Here is a 19,019-nt window from a genome sequence, read left to right as displayed (position 1 = left end):
TTGAGTTCGGATCGTCGTATTGCATCTTTGACCCCTTGCGCAGGGCGTTGCTCAACCGTATTTGGTGATGCGGTCTGTCGTGGTTGCCGCCGTTTTAATCATGAAGTGATTCACTGGAATAGTTATAACGCAGATCAACATACTGCGGTTTGGCAGCGGCTGGATGCACAGCTAGATCAGATTTTGGTCCCGATGCTGCCGATGGCAAATCTGGCCAAAGTGGAAACATTTGTTCTGTCTAAACGGGTGCGTCTGCGTGAAGATGCGACTAAGGGCCGTAAGCTTTACCATGCCTTGAAACTCTGTGAAAAGAACCGTCATTTTACTGATGAAAGCGGTTTAGGCATTCATTACAAACAGGTACGTCCGCTTTGGGATGAATTCGAGCATCGGGTACTGGCACTCGCCAAAGCCAGTTATGACCTGGCCTTTTTACGGGCGGATGGGATGAGCCAGCACCTGATTCAGATGCAGGAAGAGGACGAATAAGTCCTCTTTTTTTATTAAAAAATCATGATAGCTGAGGAAATGGCGTGAATATCAGTGAATATGCTCTCTATTGTCTGGCCGTCGTCATCATGATTGCCACACCTGGGCCTGTTATGCTACTAGTTGCCAGTACTGGACTGAAAGGTGGCTATAAACATGCTTTACAGACCATTTTCGGGACGAATTTTGCTTCTCTGGTATTGATCACCTTATCTATTTTTAGCTTAAAAGGCTTATTAGTCATTAATGAAAACTGGCTGAATGGCATCAAGCTACTTGGCTGTTTATATATTGCCTGGCTAGGAATCCAGATTTTCCGGGAAGTCTGGCAAGAGCAGGGTCCAACCAGTTCACAAGGTTTGCAACCAGTACAGGGAAGATTTCGAACCGGTTTTCTGGTGGGGATCTCCAATCCCAAAGATATTATTTTCTTTGCTGCATTTTTCCCGCAGTTTATCGGCATTACTCCAAACTTAGATTTTAGTTTAGTAATTCTAACGATCAGCTGGATTGTTCTGGATTTTTTGACCCTATCATTAGTTTATTTAGGCTTTCAACGCTTTGCTAAATCCAAGTTGTATCCTTATTTGGTTGGTTTGTGCGGTTTGATTTTATTGGTAGTCGCAGTCTATGGAATATTATCTGTACTCATTTAAAAATATTTATATAAAATAAAAATCCCGGCTTAAGCCGGGATTTTTTATCTTTAGTCCTTAGACATTGTGCTGCTGGCGGTAATGCACCAGTTCATCAATGGTGATCACGGTCAGCTGATGTGTCTGTGCATAAGACAATACCTGAATGCCAGAAGCCATCGTGCCATCGGGGTTAGTCAGTTCACACAGTACGCCAGCAGGTTTTAAACCCGCCAGACGAGCAAGGTCAATGGTACCTTCGGTATGACCACGACGGGTCAGCACACCGCCTTCACGGGCACGTAAAGGGAAGACATGACCTGGACGATTCAGATCACTGGCGACAGCACCGTCTTTAATGGCTGCTTTAATCGTAGTGGTACGGTCTTTGGCAGATACACCAGTCTTCACACCTTCTGCAGCTTCAATCGTTACAGTAAAGGCAGTTTTAAACTGGCTAGAGTTATCCTGCACCATTGGCGGCAGTTCTAAATGGTTGGCCAGTTCATCAGTCAGGCACAGGCAGACAATACCGGAACCATCGCGAATCATGCGTGCCATGGTTTCTACAGTCAACGTCTCTGCAGCAACGATGAGGTCGGCTTCATTCTCGCGGTCAAAGTCATCCATCACCAGAACAGGTCTGCCTTGGCGGATGTCTTCGAGTGCTTGTTGGATGCGCTGTTCAGCGGGAGCTAAAGCGGAAAAGAAAATTTCGGGTTGAATCAAACTTGACATTGAAACGCTCACGTAAAGTAAAAGTACGATTGAACATTTCAGGACATAGTGAAAATAGGCTTATAGCAAAACAGTTTCATGCCAGGCATAAAACAGGATGTACTGCTTTCGTCTTCTTTCATCCGGACTATACCGTCGGCTCTGGATTTACACCAGATCTGCAGATCAATTGAAATTGACCGCTCGTGGGCTGATTCAAAAATAGAAAGATTTACTACCCTGAAATTACCACCGGTGGGGAATCTCACCCCGCCCTGAAGCGATGTGGGATCATTATAGTCCTAATTTTTAAAAGATGGGATAGTTTGGCCAGTCACGAATTTGCAGAATTTCAGATAAGCAAAACAGATTATCTGAATTACTACAGCCTTTTAGCAAAAAACTGGAAACATGTTATGTTGCTATTAAGAATAGAAATTGATCAATCATTCTGACAATGAAGAAAACCGAGCTGATCCATAATAATCCATTTTCTCCCTTGCTGTTTTGCGATGCAAAGGTTTTGCGTTATCTCAATATTTTGGGCGTTGCGCTGATTGCAGTCAGTTTGCTGTATTTAATGGCTGCGAATTGGTGGATGCTACCGAATCAGGTTCAACTTGCAATTCCAATGCTGGTTTTAGTCTGTAGTGCAATAGCCAGCATTTACTTTAATCAGCGGGAATGGATCAGACAGAGTCTGGATACCTTGTCTGGCCTGATGCTGGGCTTAAGTCTGGCTGTGATTGGGCAGATCTATCAGACTGGTGCCGATAGTTATCAGTTATTTCTGCTCTGGGCTGTATTACTCTTGCCGTGGCTATATCGATCCAATATCGGTATTTTTGCCATGCTTTGTGTGGTCACTCAGCTGGCATTGTATTTTTACTTTAAACAAAGTTTCTGGATGATACGGGCAGAAGGGTTGTATCTACTGACTTTGAATCTACTGACAGCCATTAGTTTTGCCTTTGTCATACGTTATTACCCGTTGCTGCGATATCTGTTTATTGCATTCATCATCATGATTTCGATCAGCAGTATGATGCAGTTTACCCATCATTTTCAGCTGATCTATCTGGCTTCTTCAGTTGTTCTACCAGCAGGTGCTGCATTTTATTTTTATCGTAAGCATCAGGCATTAGAAACCATTTTATTGATTGCAGGCTTGGCTGCCAGTGTGAGCCTATGGCTGTTTGAACTGTTGGACGATCGGCTTACCAATTCAGCAGCTGGTTTATTTATCTTGGCAATGCTGATCTTTGGCTGGTTTGCGCTGATCAGTTTTGCGCTCAAGAAAATATTTCCTCAAACCAAATTCTCCGTCATTCCTTTGGCACTCGGTGCCTGGATTGCTGGGATTATTCTGGCAATCCTATTGCTGACCTATTGGAAAGCGGTTTCAATTGTTTTAGGTCTCATTTTTATTGGCATCGCTTGGAAATTATTAAGTCAAAAGAATTCCATATTTCTACGTCAGTTTGCCTGTTGTCTTTGGGTTTGTGGACAGGTTGCGGTATTGATTCATACGGAACTGCTCACCGATAGTCTGCTTATAGTGTGGTTGTTGCAATTAATGATGCTGGCTCTGACTGTGATCAAACGGATGCACTGGTTCATTCTGACCTTACAGCTCTTGATAGCTCATGCTTTAGCAATTGTCGTTTTGGCATTAGAGAACTCCTTTAAGCATGATGATATCGTAATCACGCTTGCCCTAAGCTTGAACTATGTCATTTTTATCGGGCTATTCCTAACCGCTAGATATTGGCAGTCCTCAATTTATCAGAAAAGTATTCTGCTCTGGATCATCGCTATGCTGACAGGTTCAGCCGCGGTTCAATCTGTGACTGGATTAGAGCACTGGCAGGGTATCGGGCAGCTCAGCTTTGACCACGTTCTGCTGTTTTATATTCTTCCGAGCTTATTGTTACTCAGTTTACTTTGGCAAAACTGGCAGCAATTTAGGGAAAAATGGCTTTGGTTAATTCCTGTATTTGGCATCTTACTTATTCTGTTGGGCTATTTTGAGATTTTTATCATTATGCTGCTTATGGCATGGGCCATTGTTTATAAGCAGTCCTTGATTCAGGCCTTAACTATCTTGCTGTTAATCTTCTGGTTATGGATGCTGTATTACAATCTGGGTTTAAGCTTCCTGTTTAAAAGCATCAGTATCTTTGCTTCTGGGATGCTGGTCTTGTTGTTGGTATATATGTTGAAGCAGTCATCAAAACCGCAACATGATCAAGGAGAGGCAAGATGAAAAAGTTTCTTCCTTTGCATCTGGCTATTTTCAGTATTGCCTTATTTTGTGGATTGGTGGTGCAACATGAATGGCATCTTCGAGATAGCCAAAGTATTTATGTAGAACTGGCACCAGTAGATCCGCGATCAATTCTGCAAGGCGATTATATGGCGCTGAATTATGATCTGCATTTTAGTGCACTAGCAGCGGAGAATAGATCAGAACAATCAGAACCTAAAATCAGTATTCAAGATTTTGAAAACCAGTCCCGTGTACTAAGCTATGTACAGCTTGATGAGCAAAGAAGAGTGGTCAAAACCAGTTTTGATCGAAGTACGCTGGATCAGCCACGCTCAGCACAATTAATCCTGAAAAATCCGCGGAATACCTTTGAAGGCTTATATCCGGCTGCCAACAGTTTTATGTTTGCCGAAGGACTTGAGCCTTGTTATCGCGATGCCAAATTCGCTGAATTAAAGCTAAAAGAAAATGGAGAAGCTTTGTTAGCCGACCTGGTAGATCAAAATCTTAAGTCCTTAAACTGTGAGAACCGAAAAAGCTGGTGGCAGGGAAGTTAGTTTTATTTTAATCAGCCCATAAAAAAAGCCCGCAAGAAGCGAGCTTTTTAGAATCTTGTCGAACCAGCTTAGGCAACTTGTACCGGAATACAGTTTGCAGTGTGATTCACAGTGTTATCCGGATTTGCATAAACCAGACGTGGTTTATGAGCATTGGCTTCAGCTTCAGTGAAATCACCAAATGTTGCGATAATCACGATATCACCAACATCAGCTTGATGCGCAGCACCACCATTCACAGAAATAATCCCTGAATTATCTTCACCACGAATGGCATAAGTAGTAAAACGCTTACCATTGGTCACGTTCCAAACATGAATTTCTTCGTATTCACGAATGCCAGCTAGATCCATCAAAACGCCATCAATTGCACATGAACCTTCATAGTGTAATTCTGCATGTGTAACAAAAGCGCGATGAATTTTGCATTTTAATAAACGAGATAGCATGGCTAGCGTCCCCTTAGTTGACCTAAGACTTTGATCTTATGGTTGAATCAATTTCTACAACACTGGATAAGTGGGTAGGCTTGCGCATTTTGCGCCTAAATGGCCAGCAAGGCAAGCGGAATTGTCCAGCAATTTATGAATGTTTAGTTCGGTTTATAAGCATTGATTTGATTCATTGCCTGTTGTACTTCACCGTTCACCAGCATTTTGGCGCGAGCAAGTGCATGGGCAATTGCATCGTCCATTAACTCTTGTTCACTGCTTGGTGCTTTACTCAGGACATGACCAGAAACACGGTCTTTAGAACCTGGGTGACCAATACCAATGCGTAGACGATGAAAGTTCGGACCGATATGCGGCACGATATCGCGTAAACCGTTATGTCCACCATGACCACCGCCAGTCTTCAGGCGAATAATGCCTGGATTCATATCCAGTTCATCATGGGCAATCAGGATTGATTCGGGTGCGATATTGTAAAATTTGGCGAAAGGAACAACACTTTTACCGGAAAGGTTCATGAATGTTGTAGGTAGAAGGAGACGGACGTCTTGACCTTCGATATTGCCACGACCGCTGAATCCATTGAATTTAGGGTCTTTTTTAAGGCTAATGCCATATTGATCTGCAAGGCGTTCTACAAACCAGAAGCCTGCATTATGGCGGGTTTGAGCATACTCAGAACCTGGGTTGCCCAAACCTACAATCAGTGAAATATTTGACACTAATCTACACCATTAACACTTATGCGCGTTTGAAGTCAGCGTGCATTGGAGTGTTTTTAGCTGGGTGACGTTGTAACGCTTGGATTTTAACGCTTTCAACTTTACCGTTTACATCAATTTCGATTACTTCTTCGAAGAATGAGTTGCTTTCTAAGAATTTAACAAGCTGACGAAGTTCAAGAGAAACAGCTACAGGAGCAGCTTCACCACCATAGATGATAGCTGGAACTTTAGCAGCATGACGAAGGCGGCGGCTCGAACCTTTCCCTTGTTGTGCTACTTCACGTGCTTCTGCGTTTAATACGAAGTTTGCCATGATAGACATCCTATTTAAGTTTTAAATGAACCGGACCTGCGACCGATCCGGTGATAGAAAGCCCCGCCAAATGGCAGGGCTTTGGAAATTCAGCGCACTATTATAGATAAGAATCGAACATTGCGCTAATAGATTCTTCGTTGTTGATACGACGAATTGTTTCAGCAACCATGCTTGCAACTGAAACCTGGCGAATCTTGCCAAGAGCTAAAGCTTCTTCTGAAAGAGGGATGGTGTCAGTTACAACCAGTTCATCGATCACAGAATTTTTCAGATTTTCGAGTGCTTTACCAGACAATACTGGGTGAGTCGCGTAAGCAACCACTTTGCGGGCACCGAAAGTTTTCAACGCATCAGCAGCCTTACAAAGCGTACCAGCAGTATCCACCATGTCATCAACGATCACACAGTCACGATCTTTCACATCACCAATCAAATGCATCACTTGTGATTCATTCGCTTTTTGACGACGTTTATCGATGATCGCCAGGTCGATATCACCCATCTGTTTCGCAACAGCACGAGCACGAACTACACCACCTACGTCAGGAGAAACAACCATCAGGTTATGATGCTGTTGTTGGCGTAAGTCAGCAAGTAGGGCTGGCGTACCGTAGATGTTGTCTACAGGAATATCGAAGAAACCTTGGATCTGGTCAGCGTGAAGATCAATCATCACCACACGGTCAATACCTACAGTGGTCAGCATATCTGCAACAACTTTTGCAGTAATCGGCACACGGCTTGAACGGGGACGACGGTCTTGACGGGCATAACCGAAGTAAGGAATCACGGCAGTAATACGACCAGCACTTGCACGGCGTAACGCGTCAGCCATGACCAGAATTTCCATCAGGTTATCATTGGTCGGTGCACAAGTAGGTTGTACGATGAATACGTCTTTACCACGAACATTTTCAGTAATCTCAACAGCGATTTCGCCATCAGAAAACTGGCCTACAGAGGCAGCGCCTAGAGGAATATGTAAGTGACTTACGACTTTTTGAGCGAATTGTGGATGCGCGGTTCCACTAAAAACGACAAGATTGGGCATGAAGCACCCTTGGCGGTTGGTATGTATGGAAGTAGATGGCAGGGGTAGCTGGATTCGAACCAACGAATGCCGGGATCAAAACCCGGTGCCTTACCACTTGGCGATACCCCTAATGCGGCAGAACTTTAATATTTTTGCAGTATTGTGTCAAGGTAAATTAACAGTCTTACAGCAAATGATGTTCTGTCTTTTTTCGAGAAAATGGCAGGGGCGGCTGGATTCGAACCAACGGATGCCGAGATCAAAACCCGGTGCCTTACCACTTGGCGACGCCCCTAGATTTGATGAACTGTAAGATGGCAGGGGTAGCTGGATTCGAACCAACGGATGCCGGGATCAAAACCCGGTGCCTTACCACTTGGCGATACCCCTAATACAGTACATCTACAGGTGAATAATGGCAGGGGTAGCTGGATTCGAACCAACGGATGCCGGGATCAAAACCCGGTGCCTTACCACTTGGCGATACCCCTATTGAACCTTGAAATGACGTAAGGGCGATTCTTGCAGACTGTTCACCAGATAAGATTTACATGGTGCATTCTCAAGAATGTCGGTCACATTCATATCATCAGTCACTTCGATAAAAACACAAGCACCTGTACCTGTAAGCTTTGCAACACCGAATTGATCGAGATATTGCATCGCCTCATCGACTTCTGGATATAGGCTTCGTGCCACTGGCTCAAAGTTATTTCCGAAATCAGATGGCTTTATCTGATAGGCGCAAAATTTAGAGGGCTTCGTGTCTCTTGTCAACGTTTTTTGTGAAAAAAGCTGTTGAGTGCTGATAAAACAGTCAGGTTTTAACACAATGAACTGTTTTTGATCTAAGTCTATGAATGTTAAGTGTTCACCAATACCTTCAGCCCAGGCATTGCGACCATGAACAAAAATGGGCACATCCGCGCCCAGTTTGACACCGAGCTCTGCCAGTTGCTCGGAATTTAAGCCACAATACCATAACTGATTCAGCACAATCAGGGTTGTTGCGGCATTGGATGAGCCACCACCAAGACCTGCACCCATAGGAATATTTTTCTCCAGTCGAATGATCAGACCAGAAGGCGCTTTGGCATAAGGCTGCAAAATCTGCGCTGCACGATAGATGAGATTCTGTTCCAGATCGACTGAGGACAAACCTTCAATCTGGATCTGCTGATCATCTGTTTGCTCAAACTCTAGCCAGTCACACAAATCTATCAACTGAAAGATACTTTGCAGCTCGTGATAACCATTCGGACGGCGACCGGTGATATGGAGAAACAAATTCAGTTTTGCAGGTGAAGGAACACGAATCATCATAGGCTTGCATCAGACCAGTTAACGGTTTTGAATTACCATTGTAATACGGTTTTCACCCCCATTCTCAAGCGACTGCTTTAAAATCAAGCGGTTTGGAAAAGTTGCCTGCTGGTTATAACTGAGATCTACCGTCCAGCCTTGTTCAATAATCTGGCTGATACGCTGTGAGCTGTCTTTCTGGATCTGGGCAGATTGTGTCGCGGGACGTGCCTGTACCCAATCGACTAAATGGCTAATCGGAGCTTGCCAGCCGGTTGCACGTTGCAGTAATTCTTCTGCTGTTGCTGCCTTGATCAGGCCGGTTTTGGCACTATTCAAAGTTACCTGACCAGGAGTACCTGAAATCTGGGTTTTTCCGGCACCTAAAATACCAGTCAGTTCAATATCAAACTCTTCCTGCTGCTGAACCCAGGTAAAAAAGGCACTGCCGCTTTGCTGAGGTGTTCGTACCCCGATTTTACCTTGCAGCTGGAACTGGTTTTTAGCCTGTACCGATGGCGTGACAGGAGCTTTTTGCTGAACCATCTGCTGACAGCCACTCATGAGTAGGGCAGTAGAAGTAAGGAAACAGCAGCCTAAAGTACTTATGTTGCGCATAAAAGAATGGACTCGTTCAGGATTGTGGTGCTAACAATAGCGAATTAAGTTGGTTTAATTCTGGGTCATTTGGATGGTTTTGTTGTAATTGTTGTAACACTTGATGGAATTGTTGTAGATCGCCTTTCATATAAAGCGAACGTGCATAACGGACACCAATTTTCGCACTTGGATTTAGTTCATAGGCTTTAAGCAGCACCTGGGCAGCTGTGGCAAAGTCATTCTGCAGGTAACAGATGTAGCCATAGGTATCCAGAATAGAAGCCTGTTCTGGTGCGTATTCCAGTGCCTGTTCAGCATAGCGCCGTGCTTCATCCAGACGACGATTTTGACGAGCCAGCGTATAGGCATAAGCATTCAGATAGGTTGGACTATTCGGCTCGATTTTAAGCAGGGTTTTTAACAGCTGATCCAGTTGATCACGATCTTCATGTGGATCTAACAATAAGACTTGAGCATAGACCAGTTCCGGATCATCCGGCAGGTTTTTGCTGGCTTCTTCCAGAATCCGGATCGCTGCGTTCTTATTATTCATGCGTTTCAAAATATCCGCCTGAGCCAGATACAGGAAACTGGCATGTTGCGGATAATTGACCCGTTCCTGAGTCAGAAAGCGCAGCGCATCATGCAGTTTATCCTGCTCGGCAAAGATAGCAATGATATTGCGTCGTGAGACCGTATACAGGCTGCCATCCACCAGGCGGTAATAAGCCTTGGCAGTTTCATAATGTTGTTTGCGTTCTGCATTGACCGCCAGATAGTAATAGGCTTCATTCTGGTACTGAGCCGAATAACGGAGCTCAACCAGATATTTTTCGGCCCGTTCATATTGCTGCAGGTCAATACTGGTTAAGCCGGCAATAAACAACGCTTCTTCGTGTTGTGGTGATTTTTTCAGGATCGCTTCTAGTTTTTGTAAGGCCTTTTCAGCTTCATTCAGCTTGATCAGGTATTTAACCTCAGCCAGACGAATATCCATGTTGTTGCGATGTTTGCGACTGGCTTTCTCGTACCATTTTAAAGTTTCCGCATCATCACCCAATGCCGCCAACAGATTGGCTTTCATCAGGATATAGCCAGTCGACTTTGGACGTTTTTTTAAGGCGCGGTTGATGGTATTGAGAGCCTGTTCTAGCTGACCTTTTTGTGCTTCCAGACCGGCGACCAGCACCAGAATCGAAGGATTGTCTTTGGCTTTGCTAGTACTTAGAGCCTGAATTAAATATTCACGGTCATCTGGCTCATCCGGGGCAATCCCGGCCAGAATTTCTTCCAGATCGGCGTTATCATCAATTTTCAGGATCTTTTCTAGCGTTTCTGCCGCCAGTTCGTACTCATGCGCTTTTAAAGCAATATGTGCCAGATAGAATAATGCCGGAACATCTTGCGGTTCTTGGACGACCCAGTGGGTAGAAATATCCAGCGCTGCATTCAGGTCTTCATGTTCGAGGGCGATATTGAGTGCGCGCTGTTTAACCGCGGTGGAATTGCTTTTAATGGCCAGCACAGTATAGTTGTGTAAAGCGTTTGGAATATCGCGATAGGCGAGTGCGAACTCGGCTATCATACTTTGTTTTATCGCATCATAATTTTGATTTGCATGGTAAACTGCTTCTGCTGCATAAAGATGAGCAGTTGAAGCCATGCTAACCACCAGCAAGAATGTGGTAGAATATTGCTTAATGGTAGGGCCGTTTATACGGCTAGTTGTTAGACGCAATTTTTCTTTATCCAAGTAATGCTTTTTATGACACCGATGTTGCACAATAGCATAAATTTAGTGAAATGATGACCTGATATGTCTTTCTTTGCATTGGGTGTCAACCATCAAACTGCCTCTGTAGAGCTGCGCGAAAAGATTGCTTTTAACCCTGAAAAGTTAAGCATTTTACTTGCCGAGCAAAGCCAGCACCCTGTACTGAATGATATGGTGGTGGTGTCTACATGTAACCGGACCGAAGTTTACGCTATGTCGGACAATGTCGACATGGTGCTGAACTGGCTCGCCCAGACCAATAGTATTGATCCCAAGCAATTGCAGAATCACGTTTATCGCTATGAGAATGCGCAAGCCGTCACTCATCTGATGCGTGTCGCCAGTGGTCTCGACTCCCTGATGCTTGGTGAACCGCAGATTCTGGGACAGGTCAAGACTGCACTTTCCCTTGCCAAAGAATCCAAGACCGTTTCGCAAAACCTGAATCGTATCTTTGAATATGCCTTTTATGCGGCCAAGCGTGTGCGCTCGGAAACAGCGGTCGGCAGTCATGCAGTATCAATGGGTTATGCAGTCGCACAATTAGCATTGCAAGTATTTAGCCGACCTGAGCAATTGACTGTGATGGTGGTAGCCGCCGGGGAAATGAACACTCTGGTGGCCAAACATCTGGCAGAAATGGGCGTTGGAAAAATCATTATCTGTAACCGGACTCGTGCTCGTGCAGAGAATCTGGCGCAGGAAATCGCGCATCGTGCAGATGTAGAAATTATTGATTTTGATCAGCTGGCAGCAAACCTGCATCGTGCAGATGTGATTTCTAGTTGTACTGGTAGTTTGCATCAAGTCATTCACTATCCGGATGTTAAAGCCGCTTTAAAGAAGCGCCGTTACCAGCAAATGCTGTTGGTCGATCTGGCTGTCCCACGTGATATTGATCCAAAAGTTGAAAAGCTGGATGGAGTTTATCTCTACGGCGTAGACGATCTGCAAAGCGTGATCGATGAAAACCTGGCGCAGCGTCGTCAGGCAGCGGTCGAAGCGGAAGTCATGGTTAATCAACTGGCGACCGAGTTGATCACCCAGCAGAAGCTGCGTAAGGCGGGTAGTACGATTCATGCTTATCGGGATTATGGGGAAAGCCTGTGTCAGGAAGAACTGGCAACTGCTATGCAACGTATTGCCAAAGGTGAAAGTGCTGAAACAGTATTGGCCGAATTTTCGCATCGTTTGACCCGAAAACTTCTGCATCCCACCTCAATCATGCTGCGTGAAGCTGCCAAAGCTGAAGATCCAAGCTATTTTGAAATGCTACAGAACAGTTTACAGGACGTGGTACAGCATCGCCGTAAGGTTAAACATTAAGATGATCTTGAGTTAACTTCCCGATATTTAAAAGGCGTTTAAAATAAACGCCTTTTTTATTTCTTGGTTTTTAATCTTCGAGCAAGGTCATGGAACGTTTTTTATCAATTTCATAAATCCGCATCTTGAGATTTTTCATCTCCGCAATACTACTAAACTTTTTCGATTTTAATTTGTGTTGTAGACACTGATATTGCAGCTTGATCGAGAAGTCTGCCGCCAGTTTGTCTGCCTGCTCGGGAGAAGAGGTGTAATCGCTGACATTGGCGTGTTGCAAGATATGCTGTAACTCATGATGATGTGCAGCACAGGCACCGAGTACATAATAGGTCGACAGTTCCGGATCATCCGGCAATTCATCGAAAATCACATTAAATATATTCAGGATCTTGAATAGCAATTGATCTTCACTGACTAATGCGCGTAATGGTTCAAAATGGATATACAGATATGGATGATTCAACAGAATCGCAATGACATATTCTTCGGCATCAATTTTAGTACTGAAGCTTAGAGATGCATCATTATTGACTTTGGGTTGCCATTTGCGGCTAAAACCGAGTTTTTCCCGAAAGAACTGTTGCAGCAGATAACGAAATGAGCCAGCTTTGGGTAACAATTCGGTTAGCTGACGTAGTTCTCCCATCACCTGACTTTTACCTTCAGGCGTTGCAATATCGTGATTTTGGGTGAGATGGGCAAAGACAAAGTCAGAGAGCAACGGTGCCTGATCCAGCAGACGTCGGAAATTTTCAATGCCTTCACGACGGATTAGGGAGTCTGGATCATGATCATTCGGCAGGATAAAGAATTTTAACTCACGTCCATCGTTCAGTAAGGGTAGAGCAATTTCTAAAGTACGGCGTGCCGCTTTTTGTCCAGCCGCATCACCATCAAAAGCAATGGTAATCCGGTGATTCTGCTTGAATAGAATATTTAGGTGATCAGTATTACTTGCTGTTCCCAAGGTGGCCACTGCACCATGAATGCCGTATTGCTGCAAGGCAATGACATCCATATAGCCTTCCACCATCAGCCAGTCTTGAGCTTTCTGCTTGCGACCTTCATACAGGCCATACAATAACTGGTTTTTATGGAAAACTTCTGAATCGGGTGAGTTGATGTATTTCGGTTTGATCTCGTCATTCAGTGCACGACCACCAAAACCAACCACGCGACCTTTGCTATCACGAATCGGGAAGATGACCCGATCACGGAGCAGGTCAAAATCCCGGCCACTATCGCTAGTACGAATCAGGCCTAAAAGTTTGAGACCTTCAATATCCTGCGGAAAGGCTTTTTCCAGATGTTGCCAGTCTTCCGGTGCATACCCGAGTCGCCAGTAGGCAATCGTTTCTGCGGTCAGACCACGCTGTTTAAAATACTGCTGGGCACTTGGACTATTGGGTAATTGGCGCTCATAAAACTGCGCGATATTCTCCAGCAGGTCGTATAAGTTGCCATCTGCTTGTGCATCTGCTGCAGGCATTTGCTCAAAAGCAGCAAAAGGGTCATCTGTATAAAATTCAGCTTCAGGTGCCTGAATTTCAGCAAATGGATCAAAATAAGCAGACTGTTCAGGCGTCGGATTTGTAGATGTATCCGCAGTTTTTGCTGGTGGTGCTGCAACCGGTTTCGGTTTGGCTTCGCGTTTGTATTTTAAGCGGTTGGAATCTTTATTATCTTTAGGCAGTTCAATTCCGGTCTGGCTAGACAGGTCTTTCATCACTTCAATGAAATTGCGGCTGCCAATATCCATTAAAAAGCGGATAGCATTACCATTGGCCTGACAGCCAAAGCAGTGGAAATACTGCTTGTCACGATAGACGTGAAAAGAAGGCGATTTTTCCTGATGGAAAGGGCAACAACCCGAATAGGTACGGCCAGTTTTTTTTAGTTTCACGTATTGACCAATCACATCGACAATATCGGTGCGATCGAGAATCTGATCAATCGTATGCTGAGGAATGGCCATGGTTTGCTAAGCTTCTCGTGCTGCGTTATTTAGGTGTTAAATCGTTGAAAATTAAGAGTAGGATGATTCATCCAACACTATAAATGAATTAATTGGTATAACCTGTTTGCACAATTTGTTCAAGCATTGCTCAGAAAATGCAAAAGGGCAAGTATGATAACTTGCCCTTTGCAAAAATGCACCTGTAACAGTTGGCTTATTCAGCAGTCGGTTCAGGTAGCTCAGTTTCATTAGTTTTAGGACGATCGAGTAGGCCAAACGTCATACGATTGGTCAGACTGCGTTTTTCTGCCTGGGCTTCAGACGACTGGCTAGACGTATCGGTCACGGTTTTGGCTTCTTTACCGAAAATACCCAAAGTTGCACGGTTGAAGAAGCTGCCTTCACTACGTGCTGCACGCAGGTTCACAGTACCATCAGCATTCACCAGACCTGGATAGTTTAGTTTCAGTACTTCGATATATTGCTGTGCTGTGGCTTTGTCACCTAGCTTGTCATAGCCGTAAGCAACGGTTGCCAGCGCTTCTGGAATCTGTGGCGTTTGTGGATAGTGTTCAATCACCCATAAGCCACGTTCAACAGCAGCCAGATATGCTTTACGCTTAATATTGAAACGGGCTGCATTCATTTCGCTTTCTGCCAGTTCCTGACCGATAAACTTCATGCGCTGTGCAGCGTCTACAGCATAGGTACTTGATGGATAGCGGCGAATGAAATCGACAAAATTCTGGTAAGCCACTTTCAGGTAGCTGACATCACGGTGTGACTGTTTTAGTGAGGTATAACGCAGCAGGCCATTATAGTTCTGCTCCATATTCGCTACACCACGAACATAGTAGGCATAGTCGACATTTGGATGTTGTGGATTCAGACGGATAAAGCGTTCTGCCAGTGCAACTGCACCTTCATAATCTTTTTGCTGGAATTTGACATATAGCAGTTCCAGTTGCGCCTGCGGTGCATACTGGCTGGTTGGATAATAGGTTTCCAGTGCTTCGAGCTGTTTTGCTGCATCAGTATATTGTTTGCGATCTAGCGCGTTCTGTGCTTTTTGGATATAAACCTGTTCGCTAGATTCTGGACCTTTGTCCACGACTTCTTTTTTTGGATTACTGCTACAGCCTACCATTGCCGATGCAATGCCTAACGTCACAGCAAGCATTGTCATTTTATAATGTGGTAGCGACATAAAAATTCCTCTGTTAATACGGGCAATGAGCTACAATTGCACTATTAAACCACTTTTGTCTGAATGAGCAAATGAGTCAAGCACAATCTTCCAATTCTAATATCCCTGATACTGATTTCAATTTACTTGAAGATTCTGAGGATGCAGATAACCATACTTCAGACGCAACTGCAACACGTTTATCGTTGCAATTTCAATTGGATGAAAGTTATATCGGGCAACGTATCGACCAGATTGCGGCCATGGTCTGGAGCGATTTTTCTCGAGAAAAGCTCAAGCAATGGATCAAAGACGGCAATTTATTAGTGAATGGTCAACCAGTTAAGCCAAAATTTAAAAGTGACGGTTTTGAAACCCTGACTTTAAACGTTGAACTGGAGGCACAAACCCGTAGTCTGCCTGAAGATATTCCACTGGATATCGTCTATGAAGATGATGACATTATTGTCATTAACAAACCAGTGGGCATGGTGGTGCATCCGGGTGCAGGTAATATGACTGGTACACTGGTTAATGCTTTGCTGCATCATTATCCGAAATCTTCTGAACTGGCGCGTGCAGGTTTAGTGCACCGGATCGATAAAGACACCAGTGGTCTATTGGTGGTTGCAAAAAATCTGGAAGCGCAGTTTGCGCTTAGTAAGCAGCTTGAGAAAAAGACCGTTTACCGTGTGTATGACCTGATCGTCTACGGCAACATCATTGCCGGCGGTACCATTGATGAACCAATCAAACGCCATCCGGTCGATCGTGTGAAAATGGCAGTCCTGCCAGGCGGTAAGGAAGCGGTGACACACTACAATGTGAAAGAACGCTTCCAACATTTCACCCGTATTCAGGCACGTCTGGAAACCGGTCGTACGCACCAGATTCGTGTGCATTTTAGTTACCTGGGCTATGGTCTGGTGGGTGATCAGGTCTATATGCCACGTGTACGTATGCCAGCCGGTGCTTCGCAATTGCTGGATGACACCTTGCGTGGTTTTAAACGTCAAGCATTGCATGCAGCGACTCTAGGCCTGAAGCATCCACGCACCAAAGAAGAAATGACTTTCAATGCGCCGTGGCCAGAAGACTTCGCCAATCTGGTTGAAGTGCTGCGTAGCGAAAATAAGGCCTATTAATTTTCATTCTATTAGCAGTCATTAAAAGGGAAGCGACATGCAATTTGTACAAGGTTTGCCTCAAGGCGTTTATGTGGGTCAGACCCGTGTTCATCATGAACAGGTACAGCCATCAGCCCAGCCAGAGCTGGCGGGCTTTAACGTGGCTTTGCATGTCAAGGACGATCCGGTGCGAGTGCAGAAGCACCGCATCCAGCTGTTGAAAGACTTCCAGCCTTTTGGTGTGGACAAAATTACCTGGATGACACAGACGCATAGCACCATTTGTCATACCATCAATGAACAGATGCCTTTCGATGCGCTGATCGGGGATGGTCTGGTCACACAGCGCAAGGCCCACGCCCTGATGATGATGACGGCAGACTGCTTGCCAGTTGTGCTGGGTAATGCTGAAGGCACTGAAGTGGCCAATCTGCATGCGGGTTGGCGTGGGCTAGCAGGCGGTATCGTTGAAAATACCATTGCTGCGATGCAAACCAAGCCTACCTGGGCATGGCTCGGTGCGGCCATCAGCCAGCCTTGTTTTGAAATTGGCGCAGAAGTAAGAGAAGCTTTCTGTTCCAAATATCCTGAACTGGACAGTGCATTTCAGGCAGGGGAACAGGCCGGAAAATACTATGCGGATCTGTATGCGATAGCGCGTTACATCTTGCAGCAGCAGGGCGTTGAGACTGTTTTAGGTGGCGATCAGTGTTCATATCGTCAGGCGGATGAATACTTTTCTTATCGCCGTGAAGCCAAAACCGGACGCATGGCAACATTCGTGTTTATGGCATGAAAATGTTAAACTTGATTGAAATTCTTGGTTTTTGATTGTTATGTCCCTATCTTCCCAATCTGTTGCGATTGTTTATCACAGTCCTTATGGACACACGGCTAAAGTGGCAAACTTCATTGCCGAAGGCGCACAAAAAACTGGTGTCCAGGTGCATATGATGAATGTGGAACAGGTGGATTGGGAGGTGCTGGACGCTGCCGATGCGATTGTATTTGGCTGTCCAACCTATATGGGTAGTCTAACTTCTGCCATGAAGTTGTTTATGGAGCAGTCTTCCAAGCGCTGGCTGGCACGTAGCTGGCAAAGCAAGCTGGCAGCAGCCTTCACCAATGGTGGTGGCTTAAGTGGGGACAAGCTGGCTGTCTTGCAGCAGATTAATCTGTTTGCGATGCAACATGGCATGTTGTGGTCAGGTCTACCATTAATGCCGACAGGTCGTTCCACTACCGATCTGAATCGTATGTCGAGCTTTCTAGGCCTTATGACCCAGTCTGACAATGCACCTGTTGAAGTGACACCACCGGAAGGGGATTTGCAAACCGCGATCTGGTTTGGTGAATATATTGCCTTGACACTGGCCCGTCTGAATCTAAAAGCCTAATTCGATCCGTAAAAAAACCTCCATTCATTGGAGGTTTTTTATTGCTGGCATTATTTATGGAAAATACGCGCTTTATCACGTTGCCAGTCACGGTCTTTTTCAGATGCACGCTTGTCGTGTAACTGTTTACCTTTTACCAACGCAATTTCCAGCTTGGCATGCGGGCCTTTCCAGTAACAGGCCAGTGGTACACAGGAATAACCTTTCTGGTTGATTGCACCCATGAGTTTTTCAATTTCACGGCGTTTCAGCAGCAGTTTACGGGTACGTGTCGCTTCAGGGACAACATGGGTAGATGCACTCAGTAAAGGCTGAATCTGTGCGCCGAACAGGAAGGCTTCACCATTTTTAAAGGTGATATAGCTCTCCACAATACTCATACGACCGGCACGCAGGGATTTTACTTCCCAGCCTTGCAAGGAAAGTCCAGCTTCAAATTTTTCTTCAATAAAATAATCGTGACGGGCACGTTTGTTCAGAGCAATCGTTCCGCCGTTATTTTTTTTAACTACAGTTGCTTTCGCCATAATCAGATACTTCCAAAGTTACAGCTATTGTACCGTAACTTTTATTGAGTTGAAGTGTTTAAATTGATGGAGTTTCTTCACTAAAAAATGAAGATTTTGTTAAAATGGAAGCTTACACAATAAACAGAGTACAAATGGATGACTAAAACTCGTGTAATTTATCCGGGAACTTTTGATCCGATCACCAATGGCCACATTGATTTGGTGACCCGCGCAGCAAAGATGTTTGATGAAGTTGTAGTTGCGATTGCAATCGGACATCACAAAAACCCGGTATTTAGTCTTGAAGAACGAGTTGAACTGGCCCAAACGTCATTAAGCCATTTGAACAATGTTGAATTTGTAGGATTTGATGGCCTGCTGGTGAACTTCTTCCGCGAGCAGAATGCGACAGCGGTGTTGCGTGGTTTACGTGCAGTGTCCGATTTTGAGTATGAATTCCAGCTGGCCAACATGAACCGTCAACTGGATTCTCATTTTGAAGCGGTATTTTTAACCCCTTCAGAGCAATATTCTTTTATTTCATCCACATTGGTGCGTGAAATTGCTCGTTTAAGAGGTGATGTGACCAAGTTTGTTCCGCCAAACGTGGTTGAAGCCTTCGAGCGTAAACTTCAACAAGGTTGGTAG

General features: G+C 44.8%; 20 protein-coding genes, 4 tRNA genes and 1 riboswitch. Of the genes, 9 read left to right on the top strand and 15 right to left on the bottom strand.

Annotation, left to right across the window (positions count from 1 at the left end):
- Both ACEWB7_RS01205 and ACEWB7_RS01200 read left to right on the top strand, forming a co-directional pair.
- Window positions 1–489, top strand: a complete 489-nt coding sequence (locus ACEWB7_RS01205; RefSeq protein WP_034170159.1) for a DUF1289 domain-containing protein — start codon at window positions 1–3, stop codon at window positions 487–489.
- Between the two features lie 44 nt (window positions 490–533).
- Window positions 534–1,145 carry a LysE family translocator gene (locus ACEWB7_RS01200; protein ID WP_262738258.1) on the top strand — a complete coding sequence of 204 codons (612 nt, stop codon included), beginning with the start codon at window positions 534–536 and terminating at the stop codon, window positions 1,143–1,145.
- Window positions 1,146–1,202: 57 nt separating this feature from the next.
- Here ACEWB7_RS01200 and ribB read toward each other — a convergent pair whose 3' ends face one another.
- Window positions 1,203–1,862 (bottom strand): 3,4-dihydroxy-2-butanone-4-phosphate synthase, encoded by a 660-nt coding sequence (ribB, locus tag ACEWB7_RS01195; RefSeq protein ID WP_262738257.1) that lies wholly within the window; start codon window positions 1,860–1,862, stop codon window positions 1,203–1,205.
- A 106-nt stretch (window positions 1,863–1,968) separates the two neighbouring features.
- Window positions 1,969–2,127: riboswitch (FMN riboswitch) on the bottom strand.
- A gap of 171 nt (window positions 2,128–2,298) precedes the next feature.
- Between ribB and ACEWB7_RS01190 the strand changes: the two genes are divergently transcribed.
- A complete protein-coding gene (locus ACEWB7_RS01190; protein WP_262738256.1) occupies window positions 2,299–4,107 on the top strand; it encodes a DUF2157 domain-containing protein in 1,809 nt (602 codons plus the stop codon).
- Entirely contained in the window at window positions 4,104–4,667 is a 564-nt protein-coding gene (locus tag ACEWB7_RS01185) for a GDYXXLXY domain-containing protein (protein WP_034170162.1), read from the top strand. The genes ACEWB7_RS01190 and ACEWB7_RS01185 overlap by 4 nt, the downstream gene beginning before the upstream one ends.
- Window positions 4,668–4,735: 68 nt before the next feature.
- On the opposite strand, the gene panD is transcribed toward ACEWB7_RS01185, so the two are convergent.
- The 11 genes from panD to ACEWB7_RS01130 all read right to left on the bottom strand — a co-directional run bounded on the left by panD (window position 4,736) and on the right by ACEWB7_RS01130 (window position 10,833).
- Window positions 4,736–5,116, bottom strand: coding sequence for an aspartate 1-decarboxylase (panD, locus tag ACEWB7_RS01180; protein WP_004784844.1), 381 nt, complete (start codon window positions 5,114–5,116; stop codon window positions 4,736–4,738).
- Window positions 5,117–5,259: 143 nt separating this feature from the next.
- Entirely contained in the window at window positions 5,260–5,841 is a 582-nt protein-coding gene (gene pth / locus ACEWB7_RS01175; RefSeq protein ID WP_005236857.1) for an aminoacyl-tRNA hydrolase, read from the bottom strand.
- A 19-nt stretch (window positions 5,842–5,860) separates the two neighbouring features.
- Window positions 5,861–6,157, bottom strand: a complete 297-nt coding sequence (rplY, locus tag ACEWB7_RS01170) for a 50S ribosomal protein L25 (protein ID WP_004784841.1) — start codon at window positions 6,155–6,157, stop codon at window positions 5,861–5,863.
- Between the two features lie 100 nt (window positions 6,158–6,257).
- The gene (locus ACEWB7_RS01165) at window positions 6,258–7,211 is read right to left on the bottom strand and encodes a ribose-phosphate pyrophosphokinase (protein ID WP_004784839.1); all 954 of its coding nucleotides are present in this window, start codon (window positions 7,209–7,211) and stop codon (window positions 6,258–6,260) included.
- A 36-nt stretch (window positions 7,212–7,247) separates the two neighbouring features.
- Window positions 7,248–7,322 (bottom strand) — tRNA-Gln (locus ACEWB7_RS01160).
- A gap of 91 nt (window positions 7,323–7,413) precedes the next feature.
- Window positions 7,414–7,488, bottom strand: a tRNA-Gln gene (locus tag ACEWB7_RS01155).
- A gap of 20 nt (window positions 7,489–7,508) precedes the next feature.
- Window positions 7,509–7,583: transfer RNA gene (locus ACEWB7_RS01150), tRNA-Gln, on the bottom strand.
- A 26-nt stretch (window positions 7,584–7,609) separates the two neighbouring features.
- Window positions 7,610–7,684: transfer RNA gene (locus tag ACEWB7_RS01145), tRNA-Gln, on the bottom strand.
- The gene (ispE, locus tag ACEWB7_RS01140; protein WP_034170163.1) at window positions 7,683–8,513 is read right to left on the bottom strand and encodes a 4-(cytidine 5'-diphospho)-2-C-methyl-D-erythritol kinase; all 831 of its coding nucleotides are present in this window, start codon (window positions 8,511–8,513) and stop codon (window positions 7,683–7,685) included. The genes ACEWB7_RS01145 and ispE overlap by 2 nt, the downstream gene beginning before the upstream one ends.
- 21 nt (window positions 8,514–8,534) lie before the next feature.
- Complete coding sequence (gene lolB, locus ACEWB7_RS01135) at window positions 8,535–9,113, bottom strand: lipoprotein insertase outer membrane protein LolB (RefSeq protein ID WP_034170164.1); 579 nt, start codon at window positions 9,111–9,113, stop codon at window positions 8,535–8,537.
- A gap of 16 nt (window positions 9,114–9,129) precedes the next feature.
- Window positions 9,130–10,833: a tetratricopeptide repeat protein gene (locus ACEWB7_RS01130; protein WP_034170204.1), complete on the bottom strand. Its 1,704-nt coding sequence runs from the start codon at window positions 10,831–10,833 to the stop codon at window positions 9,130–9,132.
- Between the two features lie 78 nt (window positions 10,834–10,911).
- Between ACEWB7_RS01130 and hemA the strand changes: the two genes are divergently transcribed.
- Entirely contained in the window at window positions 10,912–12,195 is a 1,284-nt protein-coding gene (hemA, locus tag ACEWB7_RS01125) for a glutamyl-tRNA reductase (RefSeq protein WP_034701660.1), read from the top strand.
- A gap of 70 nt (window positions 12,196–12,265) precedes the next feature.
- Here the strand turns inward: hemA and ACEWB7_RS01120 are convergent, their stop codons facing one another.
- The gene (locus tag ACEWB7_RS01120; RefSeq protein ID WP_034701656.1) at window positions 12,266–14,170 is read right to left on the bottom strand and encodes a DNA primase; all 1,905 of its coding nucleotides are present in this window, start codon (window positions 14,168–14,170) and stop codon (window positions 12,266–12,268) included.
- A gap of 196 nt (window positions 14,171–14,366) precedes the next feature.
- Complete coding sequence (locus tag ACEWB7_RS01115) at window positions 14,367–15,359, bottom strand: outer membrane protein assembly factor BamD (protein ID WP_034170167.1); 993 nt, start codon at window positions 15,357–15,359, stop codon at window positions 14,367–14,369.
- Between the two features lie 71 nt (window positions 15,360–15,430).
- Here ACEWB7_RS01115 and rluD point away from each other — a divergent pair, with 71 nt between their 5' ends.
- From rluD to ACEWB7_RS01100, 3 genes are read left to right on the top strand one after another with little or no spacing between them, the layout of a single operon-like run.
- Entirely contained in the window at window positions 15,431–16,483 is a 1,053-nt protein-coding gene (gene rluD, locus ACEWB7_RS01110) for a 23S rRNA pseudouridine(1911/1915/1917) synthase RluD (RefSeq protein WP_004784827.1), read from the top strand.
- Window positions 16,484–16,520: 37 nt separating this feature from the next.
- Complete coding sequence (pgeF, locus tag ACEWB7_RS01105) at window positions 16,521–17,261, top strand: peptidoglycan editing factor PgeF (RefSeq protein ID WP_034170168.1); 741 nt, start codon at window positions 16,521–16,523, stop codon at window positions 17,259–17,261.
- 40 nt (window positions 17,262–17,301) lie between these two features.
- A complete protein-coding gene (locus ACEWB7_RS01100) occupies window positions 17,302–17,862 on the top strand; it encodes a flavodoxin family protein (protein WP_034170169.1) in 561 nt (186 codons plus the stop codon).
- 50 nt (window positions 17,863–17,912) lie between these two features.
- Here the strand turns inward: ACEWB7_RS01100 and smpB are convergent, their stop codons facing one another.
- Complete coding sequence (smpB, locus tag ACEWB7_RS01095) at window positions 17,913–18,389, bottom strand: SsrA-binding protein SmpB (protein WP_004784822.1); 477 nt, start codon at window positions 18,387–18,389, stop codon at window positions 17,913–17,915.
- A gap of 138 nt (window positions 18,390–18,527) precedes the next feature.
- On the opposite strand from smpB, the gene coaD reads away from it, so the two are divergent.
- Entirely contained in the window at window positions 18,528–19,019 is a 492-nt protein-coding gene (coaD, locus tag ACEWB7_RS01090) for a pantetheine-phosphate adenylyltransferase (protein WP_004784820.1), read from the top strand.

The sequence above is a fragment of the Acinetobacter sp. NIOH-H-8 genome, assembly GCF_046635365.1.
Classification (GTDB): Bacteria; Pseudomonadota; Gammaproteobacteria; order Pseudomonadales; family Moraxellaceae; genus Acinetobacter.
The sequence above is the reverse complement of the archived record's forward strand: the minus strand, read 5'-3'. Positions and strand labels throughout refer to the sequence as shown.

Bases quoted from the DNA above. Each gene is read 5' to 3' on its own strand.
- rplY (WP_004784841.1), bottom strand. From the start codon at position 6,157: ATGGCAAACTTCGTATTAAACGCAGAAGCACGTGAAGTAGCACAACAA.
- ACEWB7_RS01190 (WP_262738256.1), top strand. From the start codon at position 2,299: ATGAAGAAAACCGAGCTGATCCATAATAATCCATTTTCTCCCTTGCTG.
- ACEWB7_RS01165 (WP_004784839.1), bottom strand. From the start codon at position 7,211: ATGCCCAATCTTGTCGTTTTTAGTGGAACCGCGCATCCACAATTCGCT.
- smpB (WP_004784822.1), bottom strand. From the start codon at position 18,389: ATGGCGAAAGCAACTGTAGTTAAAAAAAATAACGGCGGAACGATTGCT.
- hemA (WP_034701660.1), top strand. From the start codon at position 10,912: ATGTCTTTCTTTGCATTGGGTGTCAACCATCAAACTGCCTCTGTAGAG.
- ACEWB7_RS01120 (WP_034701656.1), bottom strand. From the start codon at position 14,170: ATGGCCATTCCTCAGCATACGATTGATCAGATTCTCGATCGCACCGAT.
- panD (WP_004784844.1), bottom strand. From the start codon at position 5,116: ATGCTATCTCGTTTATTAAAATGCAAAATTCATCGCGCTTTTGTTACA.
- ispE (WP_034170163.1), bottom strand. From the start codon at position 8,513: ATGATTCGTGTTCCTTCACCTGCAAAACTGAATTTGTTTCTCCATATC.
- ribB (WP_262738257.1), bottom strand. From the start codon at position 1,862: ATGTCAAGTTTGATTCAACCCGAAATTTTCTTTTCCGCTTTAGCTCCC.
- coaD (WP_004784820.1), top strand. From the start codon at position 18,528: ATGACTAAAACTCGTGTAATTTATCCGGGAACTTTTGATCCGATCACC.
- rluD (WP_004784827.1), top strand. From the start codon at position 15,431: ATGAGTCAAGCACAATCTTCCAATTCTAATATCCCTGATACTGATTTC.
- ACEWB7_RS01115 (WP_034170167.1), bottom strand. From the start codon at position 15,359: ATGTCGCTACCACATTATAAAATGACAATGCTTGCTGTGACGTTAGGC.
- ACEWB7_RS01185 (WP_034170162.1), top strand. From the start codon at position 4,104: ATGAAAAAGTTTCTTCCTTTGCATCTGGCTATTTTCAGTATTGCCTTA.
- pgeF (WP_034170168.1), top strand. From the start codon at position 16,521: ATGCAATTTGTACAAGGTTTGCCTCAAGGCGTTTATGTGGGTCAGACC.
- lolB (WP_034170164.1), bottom strand. From the start codon at position 9,113: ATGCGCAACATAAGTACTTTAGGCTGCTGTTTCCTTACTTCTACTGCC.
- ACEWB7_RS01100 (WP_034170169.1), top strand. From the start codon at position 17,302: ATGTCCCTATCTTCCCAATCTGTTGCGATTGTTTATCACAGTCCTTAT.